The sequence below is a fragment of the Arthrobacter humicola genome (assembly GCF_022803015.1).
In the GTDB taxonomy this organism is placed as follows: domain Bacteria; phylum Actinomycetota; class Actinomycetes; order Actinomycetales; family Micrococcaceae; genus Arthrobacter; species Arthrobacter humicola_A.
In genome coordinates, this window is the sequence record NZ_JAFKON010000001.1 from 228956 (window position 1) to 241430 (window position 12475).

General features: G+C 68.2%; 10 protein-coding genes. 7 read left to right on the top strand and 3 right to left on the bottom strand.

Annotated elements, in window-relative coordinates:
- Positions 1-152: 152 nt before the first annotated feature.
- Positions 153-1355: an ROK family transcriptional regulator gene (locus ARTB_RS01045; RefSeq protein WP_043436509.1), complete on the top strand. Its 1203-nt coding sequence runs from the start codon at positions 153-155 to the stop codon at positions 1353-1355.
- Positions 1356-1373: 18 nt separating this feature from the next.
- Here the strand turns inward: ARTB_RS01045 and ARTB_RS01050 are convergent, their stop codons facing one another.
- Positions 1374-1571: a hypothetical protein gene (locus ARTB_RS01050; protein ID WP_018773338.1), complete on the bottom strand. Its 198-nt coding sequence runs from the start codon at positions 1569-1571 to the stop codon at positions 1374-1376.
- Between the two features lie 429 nt (positions 1572-2000).
- Between ARTB_RS01050 and ARTB_RS01055 the strand changes: the two genes are divergently transcribed.
- A complete protein-coding gene (locus tag ARTB_RS01055) occupies positions 2001-2975 on the top strand; it encodes a methylenetetrahydrofolate reductase (protein WP_243177242.1) in 975 nt (324 codons plus the stop codon).
- 58 nt (positions 2976-3033) lie between these two features.
- Positions 3034-5376, top strand: a complete 2343-nt coding sequence (metE, locus tag ARTB_RS01060) for a 5-methyltetrahydropteroyltriglutamate--homocysteine S-methyltransferase (protein WP_243177243.1) — start codon at positions 3034-3036, stop codon at positions 5374-5376.
- A gap of 194 nt (positions 5377-5570) precedes the next feature.
- Here metE and ARTB_RS01065 read toward each other — a convergent pair whose 3' ends face one another.
- Positions 5571-6077 (bottom strand): DUF2004 domain-containing protein, encoded by a 507-nt coding sequence (locus tag ARTB_RS01065; protein ID WP_026537142.1) that lies wholly within the window; start codon positions 6075-6077, stop codon positions 5571-5573.
- A gap of 112 nt (positions 6078-6189) precedes the next feature.
- Here ARTB_RS01065 and ARTB_RS01070 point away from each other — a divergent pair, with 112 nt between their 5' ends.
- Positions 6190-7587 carry an aldehyde dehydrogenase family protein gene (locus ARTB_RS01070; RefSeq protein ID WP_243177244.1) on the top strand — a complete coding sequence of 466 codons (1398 nt, stop codon included), beginning with the start codon at positions 6190-6192 and terminating at the stop codon, positions 7585-7587.
- A gap of 28 nt (positions 7588-7615) precedes the next feature.
- On the opposite strand, the gene ARTB_RS01075 is transcribed toward ARTB_RS01070, so the two are convergent.
- Entirely contained in the window at positions 7616-8536 is a 921-nt protein-coding gene (locus ARTB_RS01075) for a LysR family transcriptional regulator (RefSeq protein WP_028277881.1), read from the bottom strand.
- Positions 8537-8853: 317 nt separating this feature from the next.
- Between ARTB_RS01075 and ARTB_RS01080 the strand changes: the two genes are divergently transcribed.
- Genes ARTB_RS01080 through ARTB_RS01090 form a run of 3 tightly spaced genes read left to right on the top strand, consistent with a single transcriptional unit; the run spans position 8854 to position 12460 of the window.
- Positions 8854-10305 (top strand): NAD(P)/FAD-dependent oxidoreductase, encoded by a 1452-nt coding sequence (locus ARTB_RS01080; RefSeq protein ID WP_243177245.1) that lies wholly within the window; start codon positions 8854-8856, stop codon positions 10303-10305.
- A complete protein-coding gene (locus ARTB_RS01085; protein ID WP_243177246.1) occupies positions 10302-11063 on the top strand; it encodes a DUF1365 domain-containing protein in 762 nt (253 codons plus the stop codon). The genes ARTB_RS01080 and ARTB_RS01085 overlap by 4 nt, the downstream gene beginning before the upstream one ends.
- Positions 11060-12460, top strand: a complete 1401-nt coding sequence (locus tag ARTB_RS01090) for a class I SAM-dependent methyltransferase (protein ID WP_439954071.1) — start codon at positions 11060-11062, stop codon at positions 12458-12460. Before ARTB_RS01085 ends, ARTB_RS01090 begins: the two co-directional genes overlap by 4 nt.
- Positions 12461-12475 lie beyond the last annotated feature (15 nt).

The window sequence follows — 12475 nt, forward strand, 5'->3', positions numbered from 1 at the left end:
AAGAAACTTTGTGTCGGTAAAGCGCAAGTGTGGGCGCACGCCTGCACGTAACGTACGATTCTGACAACTGCTGTGCGTGGCCAAAACGTTTAGAGGTATCAGTGACCGAGTTCCGGCAACCCTCGCCGAGGCGAGGGACCAACCTACCGAAGATGGGCGACTTCAACCTCACAGTCATCCTCGACGCCATCCGCCGCACGCCGGGCGGGCTGAGCCGGGTGGAACTCGCCCAGATTGTCGGACTCTCGCCGCAGACCATCTCCAACATTTCGCGCCGCCTGCTGGACCAGCACCTGATCGTCGAGGCAGGCAAGGAAGGCACCGGGCCGGGCAAGCCCAGGACCATGCTCCGGCTAAATCCCTCGGGGATGTATGCCGTGGGCGTCCACCTGGACCCGGCCGTCCTCACGTTCGTCGTGCTGGACCTGCTCGGCGCCGTCGTCCGGCACTCACGGATCACCACCCCGCCCGGCACCGACCCCAGGGCTGTGATTGACACCATCGCGGGCGAAATCAAGAGAATCATCCTGGACTCCGGGGTGGACCCGGACCGGATCGCCGGGCTCGGGGTTGCGTCGCCGGGGCCCATCGACCTCAACGAGGGCGCCGTCGTGGACCCGCCGCTGCTGCCGGGCTGGGACCACGTGGGGCTGCGGGATGGCCTCGCGGAGGCCACGGGCCTGTCGACACTCATGGACAAGGACGTCACCAGCGCAGCCGTGGCCGAAACCTGGGCCGGGGGCCCCAGCGGCGAGGGCAGCTTCGTCTTCATGTACATGGGGACCGGGATCGGCTGCGGGATCGTGCTCAACGACGAAGTCGTCCGCGGGACCTCGGGCAACGCCGGAGAAATCGGGCACATCATCGTCGACCCGGGCGGTGCCCTCTGCGACTGCGGGCAACACGGCTGCGTGAAGTCCTCCGCCATTCCGCAGGTCCTCGTGGCGCAGGCTGAGGCAGCCGGGATATTGAATGGTTCACTCCAGGACAGGAGCGCGCCGGCAGTTCAGGAACGTTTCGCCGAGTTGTGCGCGATCGCCGAAGCCGGCAACGACGCAGCCAAGGAAATCATTCGTGGGTCCGCAGTGCTCGTGGCCCGTGCGGTGTCGGTCGTCACCAACGCCCTGGACGTGGACCGGGTAGTGTTCGGCGGCCCGTTCTGGACCTGCCTCTCAGCGGCTTACCTCGAGCTGGTCCCCGGACTGGTTGAGGCGAACAGTGCCACCCGGAGGATTCACGGGATCGAAGTCGTGGGCACGGGGGTAGGCGAGGACGTCGGCGCCGTCGGTGCGGCCTGCCTGGTGCTCGAACACACGCTGGCCCCGCGTTCCCAGCGGCTGCTCCTGGGCGACTAGACAGGGGCTAACCGGGCCTCAGTCGATGTCCTCAACCACCGTCCCATACGGGATGGTGTCATCCAGATGCGCCTGGTGGCCATGCGGAAGCACGAGAATCCGGACCCCGTGCAACCTCTCTGCGGCCGACTGCATGAGCACGGGCCGGACGGTGTTGATGAAGCTCTCGCTCTTGCCGGCGAGGTACTGCTGGTAGCTGGCTGGAAGCTGGATCATGGCAACAGGATAGTCCTGCCGGGGTGCGTTGGGGAGAGCAGCCGCGCGGGGCGAAAATGCCGTCTTGGGCGAACATTGTTCTGCCCGGCGCCGCAAACGGCCGTAAAGGTGCGTCTTAATTCGGGGACCGACTTGAAGGGCCCCACGGCCCGGCCTTAGAGTTCTATACAAGTTACCTCAGTAACGTGTCAGCGATCCTCCGCTGAAAGCTGCCCCCGGGCGGCCCAGGAGGGTGTGGGTGCCCCCATGTGGGCCTGACATTTGCTCACGGACAACTTCGTATCAGGCGTAACAGTCGCGGCTGCGCCCTGCTGAAGTTCCCTCCGTGTTCCCCAAACTCAATTCACTGACGACGGAGTTTCCGTTTCTGGTTCCGGTCCTCCGGGATTCCGGATCTCCCGGCGGCAGTGTTCAAAGCCAAGGACGCAAATGTCACCACCAAGCCTTATCGATACCCATCCCAATCTTGCCGGCGCGGCCCCTGTTGCGCTGTCCTACGAGCTGTTCCCGCCGAGGTCTCCCGCAGCCGCGGAATCCCTTTGGACCACCATCGGCGAACTGGAAGCCACGGACCCGGACTACGTGTCCGTGACCTACGGCTCCAACGGCTCGAACCGCAGCACCGCCGTCGATCTCGTCAACCGGCTCGTGCAGGAAACGACGCTCCGGCCCCTGGCCCACCTGACCTGCGTGGGGAATTCCCCGCAGGAACTGGCGGAGATCATCGGCGAACTGCTCGACGTGGGCGTCCGCGGCATCCTCGCCCTCCGCGGCGACCGGCCCAAGGATGGAGAAACCCCGCCGCCGGGATCACTCCGGTACGCCCAGGACCTGATCGAACTCATCCGCCGCGTGGAGCAACGCCGCTCGGCGCTGCTGTGCGCCGGCAGGGTCGCGGTCGGCGTCGCCGCCTACCCGACGCGGCACCCGGAATCCCCGAGCGAGGCACACGACGTCGAGGTCCTGCTGGCCAAGCAGCGCTCCGGCGCCGACTTCGCCATCACCCAGGTCTTCTTCCACACCGAGCAGTACGCCGACCTCCTCGCCCGGGCCCGCCGGGCCGGGGTGACCATCCCGATCATTCCCGGGGTCATGCCGCTCACCAGCCTCCGGCGGCTCGCCCGGCTCGGCGAACTGACCGGCGTGGAACCGGCCCCGGAACTGATCGAACGCCTCGCGGCTGCCGATACCGACGCCGACCGGACCCGGATCGGGGTCAGCGCCACCGTTGATCTCGCCAACGCAGCCCTGGACGCCGGAGCCCCCGGCATCCACCTCTACACGTTCAATGAGCACGCCGCGGCCCTGGATGTGCTGGACAAACTCGCGCTGCCCCGCCCGCACCGCGGCAACCGGAACAGCGGCAACCGGCACACGGCCAGCCGCCGCCAGCTCGCCAGCTGACCGCGCCAAGACAACACAACTTCCCTCCGCACCACACCACCAACACTTAGGACTTCCCATGACTGCACTGAACACCCCCAACCCCACTCCGTTCCCGGCTGCCTCGATCCTGGGCTACCCGCGCATCGGCCGCCGCCGCGAACTCAAGAAGGCCGTCGAGGCCTACTGGGCCGGCAAGATCGACGCCGCAGCCCTGGACGCGGCCGCCAAGGAAATCCAGCTCGGCACCGCCAAGCGGCTTCAGGGCCTGGGCCTGACCGAAGCCGCCGCGGTGCCCGGCACCTTCTCCTACTACGACCAGGTGCTCGACGCCGCCGCCCACCTCGGCGCCGTGCCGGCCCGCTTCGGGAACCTCCTCAACGCGCAGGGCCAGCTCGACATCGACGGCTACTTCACCCTGGCCCGCGGCAACAAGGACCAGCAGCCGCTGGAAATGACCAAGTGGTTCGACACCAACTACCACTACCTCGTGCCGGAAATCGGGCCGGAAACCAACTTTGCGCTGACCTCGAACCGGATCGTCGAGGAATTCGAGTACGCCCTCGCCAACGGCGTCGAGACCCGCCCGTACATCGTCGGCCCGGTCACGTTCCTGCTGCTGAGCAAGGCATCCGACGACGCCCCGGCCGGCTTCAGCCCGCTGTCCCGCCTGGAGGACATCCTCCCCGTCTACACCGCGCTGCTTCAGAAGCTCGCCGCCGCCGGCGCCAGCTGGGTCCAGCTCGACGAGCCCGCCCTCGTGGTGGACCAGGACACCCCGGCCGTGGAAATCCAGGCCGCCGTCGCCCGTTCCTACGAGGCCCTGGCCGCCGCGGCCCAGCGCCCGCAGCTTTTCGTCTCCACCCCGTACGGCGCGCTCAACGGCCAGCTCGGCACCCTCGCCGCCACCGGCATCGACGCCCTGCACCTGGACGTCTTCAAGGGCGAGGTCCCGTCCGCCGCTGCCCTGGCGGCGCTGGGAAACAAGACTCTCGTCGCCGGCGTCGTGGACGGCCACAACATCTGGCGCAACGACCTCGCCGCTTCCGCGAAGAAGATCGCCGAACTGAAGAAGTCGGTGGCCAAGCTGGCCATCAGCACCTCCACCTCCACCCAGCACGTCCCGCACGACGTCGACGAGGAAGTCCAGCTCTCCGAGCAGCTTCGCAGCTGGCTGGCCTTCGCCGACCAGAAGGCCGTTGAAGTCGTCACCCTCGCCGGTCTGCTGACCGACGAGGCAGCCGTCCAGCCCGCTATCGACGAGGCCACCCGCGTCATCGCCTCCCGCGCCGAGGCCGAAGGCGTCCGCCGCGGCGACGTCCGGGCCCGCACCGCCGCCCTGACCGGCGCCGACTTCAACCGCTCCGCCTACGCCGTCCGCGAGGCAGCCCAGGACAAGGCGCTGCACCTGCCGCCGCTGCCCACCACGACGATCGGATCCTTCCCGCAGACCGGCGAAATCCGCACCGCCCGGGCCCGCGCCAACCGCGGCGACCTCACCACGGAGCAGTACGAGCAGCTCATGAAGGACGAGATCAAGCGCGTCGTGGAGCTGCAGGAAGAGCTCGGCTTCGACGTCCTGGTCCACGGCGAGCCCGAACGCAACGACATGGTCCAGTACTTCGCCGAGAACCTCGAAGGCTTTGACGTCACCGTCCACGGCTGGGTCCAGTCCTACGGCTCGCGCTGCACCCGACCGTCCATCCTGTGGGGCGATGTCACCCGCAGCGCCCCGATCACGGTGAAGTGGGCCGAGTACGCGCAGTCCCTGACCAGCAAGCCGATGAAGGGCATGCTCACCGGCCCGGTCACCATCCTGGCCTGGTCCTTCGTCCGCGATGACCAGCCGCTTGGCGAGACCGCCAACCAGGTGGCACTGGCCCTCCGCGACGAGATCGCCGACCTCGAGGCGGCCGGTATCAAGGTCATCCAGGTGGACGAGCCGGCGCTGCGCGAGCTCCTGCCGCTGCGCAAGGCCGACCAGGCCGCGTACCTGGACTGGTCCGTGAAGTCCTTCCGGCTCTCCACCGCAGGTGCCGCGGACGCCACCCAGGTCCACACGCACCTGTGCTACTCGGAGTTCGGCGCCATCATCGACGCGATCGACGGCCTCGACGCCGACGTCACCTCGATCGAGGCCGCCCGCTCCCGCATGGAGGTCGTCCACGACCTCGAGTCCCACGGCTTCGGCCGCGGCGTTGGCCCGGGCGTCTACGACATCCACTCGCCCCGCGTCCCGGGCGAACAGGAAGTCACCGAACTGCTCAGCACCGCCGTCAAGCACGTCCCGTCCCGCCAGCTCTGGGTCAACCCGGACTGCGGCCTGAAGACCCGCGGCTACGCCGAGACTGAAGAGTCCCTGCGCAACCTCGTCACGGCCACCAGGACGGTCCGAGCCGAACTGCTCTCAGCCGCCAAGTAACAGGCCACCAGGCAAGCAGCCGACAAGGAGCCCGCTCCACACACAAACGACGCCGGCCGGTCACCCTCCAAGGTGACCGGCCGGCGTCGTACGTTTCTTGATCATCGATTGCTGAGCAGCCGCCGTTTTGAGCGCCCGGAAGGGCATCTACGGAGCAGTCGATGCAGGACTACCGGCGACTCAGGATGCCCGGGTCAGGACTCCCAGAGGATTTCGTCGTCGACGACGCCGTCCTCATCCGCGGACGCGACGAGGACCTCGTCGGTGAAGTGCTGGCCCAGCGTGAAATCGAGGACGAAGTAGCGTTCCGGCTGGCCGGGGTAGATGCCCACGTGGCCGAGCTTGAGCGCCTTGAGGAAGACCTCGTCGGTCAGCTGGCTCTTGTCCTCGACGCCGAAGACCTTCTTGAGGTGCTCGTCCTTGATCGCGTTGCAATGGAAGTGGCGGTACTCCTGCGGACTGGTGCCTTCCTGGTCCAGTTCCTCGGCGATCATTTCGCGGACCTGGTCCACGAGTTCGGGCAGGAAGCGCAAGCGGTAGTCAACTTTATGCATGGCCGCTTCATCGAAATGGTCATGCGCGTTGACGTTCAGGTCAAGCTCCACGGTCTGGCCCGCCAGCTCATGCGTGGCGGTGAGATTATGCTCCCGTCCGTGGTTGAGCTCGACCTCTCCGAAGTGCTTGCTCGCTACCTTGTTCATATCTTCAACATAGTCCTGAAAACCGGACCATTCCAGCGTTGAAGAGTTTTCCCTACCGGAGCAATATCCGGTACCGGACCGGCGGACGGCCGCATGACTGTACATTGATCGGATGCAGCATGTAATCTCACCCGTCGGCCGTGCCCGGGCCGCGTTCGAGGCCGGGACCACCCGCCCGCTCGCCTGGCGGTTGGATCAGCTGCGCCGGCTTCGGCGCATGCTCGCGGAGCGGCACGCGGACTTCGCCGAAGCCCTCGCCCGCGACCTGGGCAAGCACCACACCGAGGCGCAGCTCGCGGAGATCGGGTTCGTGGACGCCGAGGCGGCGCACCTGGAGCGGCACCTCGAAGGCTGGCTGCGGCCCCGCCGCGTGCCGGTGCCGCTGGCAGTGCGGCCGGCCCGCGCCTGGACCGAACTCACCCCGCTGGGCGTGGTGCTGGTGATCGGGCCGTGGAACTACCCGCTGCAACTGCTGCTCGCCCCGCTCGCCGGCGCCCTGGCCGCGGGAAACACCGTGGTCCTCAAGCCGAGCGAACATGCCCCGGCCACGTCGGCCGTACTGGCCCGCTGGATTCCCGAATACCTGGCCGGCGCCGCCGAAGTGGTTGAGGGCGGCATCCCGGAGACCACCGCCCTCCTGGCCGAACGCTTCGACCACATCTTCTTCACCGGGGGAGAAGCCGCGGCCAAGGTGGTCATGCGCGCGGCGGCCGAGCACCTGACCCCGGTGACGCTGGAGCTCGGCGGCAAGTCCCCGGCCTACGTCGATGCATCCACGGACCTGGCCACGGCGGCCAAACGCATCGCCTGGGGCCGGTTCATGAACGCCGGGCAGACGTGCGTCGCACCCGACTACGTCCTGGCCCGGGAGGAGATCCTGGAGCCGCTGCAGGCCGAGCTGATCAAGGCCGTTACGGCGCTCTTCGGACCGGACCCGGCGGCGAGCCCGTCGTACGGCCGGATAGTCGATGACCGCCACTTCGCACGGCTCGCGGCCCTCGCCGACGCCAGCACGGTGGTGCACGGCGGACAGCGCGACGCCGCCAGCCGCTACTTTGCGCCGACCCTGCTGCGCCCGGCGCCCGGCGACGCCGTCATGGCGGAAGAAATCTTCGGACCGCTGCTGCCACTGGTGCCCGTGGACGGGCTCGACGAGGCCATCGAGGAGGTCAACGGGCGCGCCAAGCCGCTGGCACTCTACGTCTTCAGCAACGATCCGCAGACGCGCCGCGCCTTCGCCGGGCGGACCTCGTCGGGGGCCCTGTGCTTCGACGTTCCGGCGGCCCACCTGTCCGTCCCCGGGCTGCCGTTCGGCGGGGTCGGCGGCAGCGGCATGGGGGCCTATCACGGGGAACATTCGGTGCGGACGTTCTCGCATGAGCGCCCCACCCTGGACAAGCCGCTGTGGCCGGACACGCTGGAACTGATCTATCCGCCGTACACCCGGACCAAGCACCGGATCATCGGCGCGCTGGTGGCGCCGGTCGGGAAGCGGGCCAGGAAGCGCTGAACGCCCGCCGGGCTAACGGGGCTTCAGCTCAGTCCTTTCGCGCGGTCCCGGACCGGTGCATCGTCTCGGCCAGCAGCTCCACGAAGAGCTGGACCTGGGCCGTCCGTTTCTCGTTGATCAGCAGGGCGAAAACATTCCGTGCCAGCCGGATCTCCGGCACATCGAGGACCACCACCCCGGCAGGCCGGTGCCGCAAGGCCAGGTCGGGGACCAAGGCGGCGCCGAGCCCGGCGGCGGCCATCTCCAGGCTCGCGTGGAAGTCATCGCTGTAGGCCACCACGCGGGGGTGCAGGTTGCAGCTCGCGAAGAGCCGTTCAATCACCGTGGCGTCGGACGTGCCGGGGTGGTGCATGATCCACGGCATGTCCGATAGGTGCGGCGCGGCCACCTTGGAATCCGTGCCGATGCCCCAGGCCGCCGGCAGCACCACGCGGAAGTCGTCGTCGCCGATCCACTGCCGGTCCACGGTGTGCGGCCAGGCGAGGCCGGACTGTCCCACCTGGTACACCAGGGCGACGTCGAGTTCGCCGCCGGTCCGCAGCCCCTGGATGGTCTGGGCCGGTTCCGCGACCGAGACCCGCAGGTCGATGCCGAGCTTCTTCCAGGCCGGGTTCCGCAGGATCGGCGGCAGCACATAGGTGGCGAGGCTCGGGAAGATGCCCAGCCGCAGCTCCTGGCTGGGACTCTCCTGCGCCCGGGAGGCGGCGGCCATCAGCGTCTCGATGTCCGTCAGGACCTTGGCGGCGTGCCGGGTCATGACGACGGCGGCTTCGGTCGGCTGGATGCTGCGGGCCGCGCGCTGGAACAAGGTGACGCCGGTGTCGCGTTCCAGTGCCGACATTTGCTGGGAGACGGCCGAAGCCGTGTAGCCCAACCGGGTGGCGGCGGCCGCAAACGAGCCAAGCCGGATCACTTCCACAAGGGTCCGGAGATGGACGGGGTTGATCAAGGGCTGCCCTTCGCCTGGTTGCGGGTCCACGGAGACGGGACCGGAATTCCCGCTTCATTGTGGCATATCCGGACCTCCGGCGGCCGTGCCGGTCTGCGTGCTGATGTGTCTGCCGGAATGTCCGCACGGAAAGTCTGCGCTGCGCGGCCGGGCCCATGCAGGAGAATCCGAGGAACCCAGCTCACGTGGCAGATGACGGCGTCACTGGCGACGGTCTGACAGCAGAACTGAAAAATTCCACATTCATACTCATCCGGCCGCCCGACAGCCTCGAATTGCCCATAAGAGACTTCGGGCCAGACAACAGGAGCAGATCAGTGTCGCAAGCAGCAGGGATTCCGGCAGGCCGGCGCGTCGCCGTCATCGGCAGCGGAGTGGCGGGGCTGACCGCCGCGTACGTGCTGAACGGGCAGGACCGGGTAACGCTCTTCGAGGCCGACTCCCGGCTCGGCGGCCACGCCCACACCCACGATGTGCCGCAGCAGAACGGACCCACGCTGGGCGTGGACACCGGCTTCATCGTCCACAACGAACGGACGTATCCCACGCTCCTGCGCCTGTTCGCCGAGCTCGGCGTCGAAACCCAGGACTCCGAAATGAGCATGTCCGTCCGCTGCGACGGCTGCGGGCTGGAATACGCCGGTGCACGGGCCAAGGGGCGCGGAATCATTCCCCGGCCATCCACCCTGCTGCGTGGCCGCTACCTGCGGATGCTGCTGGAAGTCACCCGGTTCCACCGCCGTGCCCGCGCCCTGCTGGCCGAATCCGCCGCAGGCACAGGCACGGCAGTCGCCGGACACGAGCTCACCCTGGGTGAGTTCCTGGCCCAGGAGAAGTTCAGCAGCTATTTCATCTCGCACTTCATGACCCCCGTGGTCAGCGCCGTTTGGTCCTGCGACCCCACCACCGCGCTGGCCTACCCGGCGCGCTACCTGTTCACCTTCCTGGGCCACCACGGCCTGCTCGGCGTCAAGGGCTCCCCTCAATGGCGGACCGTCACCGGCGGCTCGCGCAGCTACGTCGACAAGGTCGCCGCGACCCTGCCGGACATCCGGCTCGCCAGCCCGGTCACCACGGTGCACCGGCACGCCGACGGCGTCGACGTCACGTCCGCGCTCGGTGCCGGGACCGTGCGCGAGACCTTTGACGCCGTCGTCATCGCCACCCACCCGGCGCAGGCCCTGCGCATGCTCACCGACGCCTCGGCTGCCGAGAGGGCCGCCCTTGGCGGCATGCCGTATTCGGTGAACCAGACGCTCTTCCACCGTGACGAGGCCGTGCTGCCGGCCAGCCCCAACGCCCAGGCCTCCTGGAACTACCGGCTGCCGTCCTGCGACGCCCGGCCGGACAAGGTCCTGGTCAGCTACGACATGACCCGGCTGCAACGGCTGGAACCCGTCGACGGCGGCCGGTACATCGTCAGCCTCGGCGAATCCGAGCTGATCGACGACGCCACGGTCCTGGACCGGATGGTCTACGAGCACCCGCAGTACACTCCGGAGTCGCTGGCGGCGCAGCAGCGGATCCTCGGACTCGGCGACGGGCGGCTGGCCTTCGCCGGCGCGTACCACGGCTGGGGATTCCACGAGGACGGCGCCCTGTCCGGCCTCAAGGCCGCCGCCCGGCTCGGCCGCGACTGGGACCCGGTCAACAGCGACGCTGTTAACATCGGCACGGTCAACATCGGCGCAGGGGCCGCGGACCCGGACCTCGAACCGGCCGCAGTCCAGCCGGCCACAGCTCAGCCAGCCACGGTGGAGGTGCCATGAGCGCGCCGGCCACCATCCATCCGGCCGCCCTCCACGGCGCGGCCATCTACCGCACCGCCATCGCCCATGTGCGGCGGACGCCGCTGCGCAACGCGTTCACCTACCGCAGCTACAGCTGGTATGTCGACGTCGACCATCTCCCGCAGCTGCCGCGCCTGCTGCGGCCGCTGGCGGGATTCCGGGTGGAGGACCACCTCGGCGATCCGGACGGCACCCTGCGCGGCAACGTGGAAAGCTACCTTGCCACCCAGGGGATAAAGCTCGACGGCGGACGCATCACCATGCTTGCCAGCGCCCGGGTGTTCGGGCACGTGTTCAACCCGTTGAGCGTGTTCTGGTGCCATAGCGCCTCCGGTGAGTTGCGCGGCGTCGTCGCCGAGGTCCACAACACGTACGGGGAGCGGCACTGCTACCTCCTCGAAACCGACGCCACGGGCAGGGCGAGCGTCCCGAAGGCGTTCTACGTCTCGCCGTTCAACGACGTCGACGGCGAGTACCGCATGAAGCTCCCCGAACCCGGCGAACGGCTCGCCGTATCGATCGTCCTGGAACGGGAGGGACAGCAGCCCTTCATCGCCACCATGGACGGCGTCCGGCACGAAGCAAGCGTGCGGAACATCGTGTCCGCGGCGCTCGCCGTACCCGCGGCCCCGCTGCGTGTCGCGGCACAGATCCGCTGGCAGGGCATCAAACTGTGGGCGCGCCGCCTGCCCATCATCAAAAAACCACACCACCCCTCACAGGAGGCAGTTCAGTGACAATGACCGAAGCGACCGGATCCGGTACGGGACGGGCACAGGGCACCACGCACAGCAGCGCAGTAAACGGCAGCGCCGTCAACAGCGGGCTCGTCACCGGCAGGGTGCCGTACACCGTTCCCCAGCCTCCCGCCACCATCGACGCCGCCATCTGGCCCAGCATCGCCACGGTGCCCTCGAGCCTCAAGGCCCGTGTGGCCGGACGCGCTGCGGACGCCATCTTCAAGGCGGCCGTGCGCAGGCTGCCGCTGGAAGTCCGGTACCCGGACGGCACAGTATTGGGCAAAGGTCCCTCTGGCGAGGCTGCCGCCGGCTATCCCGTCATGACCATCAACCGACCCGTTGCCTTCGCCACCCGCCTCGGCGACGGCGGCCTGATCGGCCTGGGCGAGTCCTTCATGGCCGGCGACTGGGACGCCGATGACCTCACCGCCGTCATGGAGGTGTTTGCCTCCCGCGTCGGCACGCTCGTTCCCGAGCCGCTGCAGAAGCTGCGCGGCCTGTACCTGCCGCGCCAGCCGCGCAGGGAACGGAACACGGAGAAGAACACCCGCTCCAACATCTCCCGGCACTACGACCTCTCCAACGAGCTCTTCGCCTCGTTCCTGGACAGCACCATGACGTACTCCAGCGCCCTCTTCCCGGAAAGCGGCGACGCCCTGCGGAACGTGGCCTGGGACGGGCTGGCCACCGCGCAGCAGGCCAAGATTGACCGGCTGCTGGACAAGGCCGGCGTGAAGGAAGGCACCCGGGTCCTGGAAATCGGCACCGGCTGGGGAGAGCTTGCCCTGCGCGCCGCCGCCCGCGGCGCCACCGTCTACTCCGTGACGCTCTCCAGCGAGCAGCAGGAACTGGCCCGCCAGCGCGTGGCCGAGGCCGGCTACGCCGACGCCGTCACGATCGAGCTCAAGGACTATCGCGCCGTGGAGGGCGAGTACGACGCCGTCGTCTCGGTCGAAATGATCGAGGCCGTCGGCTTCGAATACTGGGCCACCTACTTCCAGACCATCGAGCGGGTCCTGGCCCCGGGCGGCAAGGTGGCCATCCAGGCCATCACGATCGCCCACGACCGGCTCATGGCCACCCGCACCAGCTACACCTGGGTGCACAAGTACATCTTCCCGGGCGGGGTCATTCCGTCCGTCCGCGCCATCGAGGACATCACGGCGAAGCAGACCGGACTGCGCGTCCGCGAACGCCTCGCCATGGGTGAGCATTACGCCCAGACGCTGCGGCTCTGGGAAGAGCGGTTCATGGCCTGCGAGGACGAGGTGGGGGCCATGGGCTTCGATGCGGTCTTCCAGCGGATGTGGCTGTTCTACCTCTGCTACTCCCGGGCCGGGTTTGAAACGGGCTACCTCGACGTGCAGCAGATCGTGCTCGACTCCGCCTCCTAGCGCCGGTGTTAGAAC

Excerpts from the sequence above, each read along its gene's own strand:
- ARTB_RS01045 (WP_043436509.1), top strand. The coding sequence starts at position 153 with ATGGGCGACTTCAACCTCACAGTCATCCTCGACGCCATCCGCCGCACG.
- ARTB_RS01050 (WP_018773338.1), bottom strand. The coding sequence starts at position 1,571 with ATGATCCAGCTTCCAGCCAGCTACCAGCAGTACCTCGCCGGCAAGAGC.
- ARTB_RS01055 (WP_243177242.1), top strand. The coding sequence starts at position 2,001 with ATGTCACCACCAAGCCTTATCGATACCCATCCCAATCTTGCCGGCGCG.
- metE (WP_243177243.1), top strand. The coding sequence starts at position 3,034 with ATGACTGCACTGAACACCCCCAACCCCACTCCGTTCCCGGCTGCCTCG.
- ARTB_RS01065 (WP_026537142.1), bottom strand. The coding sequence starts at position 6,077 with ATGAACAAGGTAGCGAGCAAGCACTTCGGAGAGGTCGAGCTCAACCAC.
- ARTB_RS01070 (WP_243177244.1), top strand. The coding sequence starts at position 6,190 with ATGCAGCATGTAATCTCACCCGTCGGCCGTGCCCGGGCCGCGTTCGAG.
- ARTB_RS01085 (WP_243177246.1), top strand. The coding sequence starts at position 10,302 with ATGAGCGCGCCGGCCACCATCCATCCGGCCGCCCTCCACGGCGCGGCC.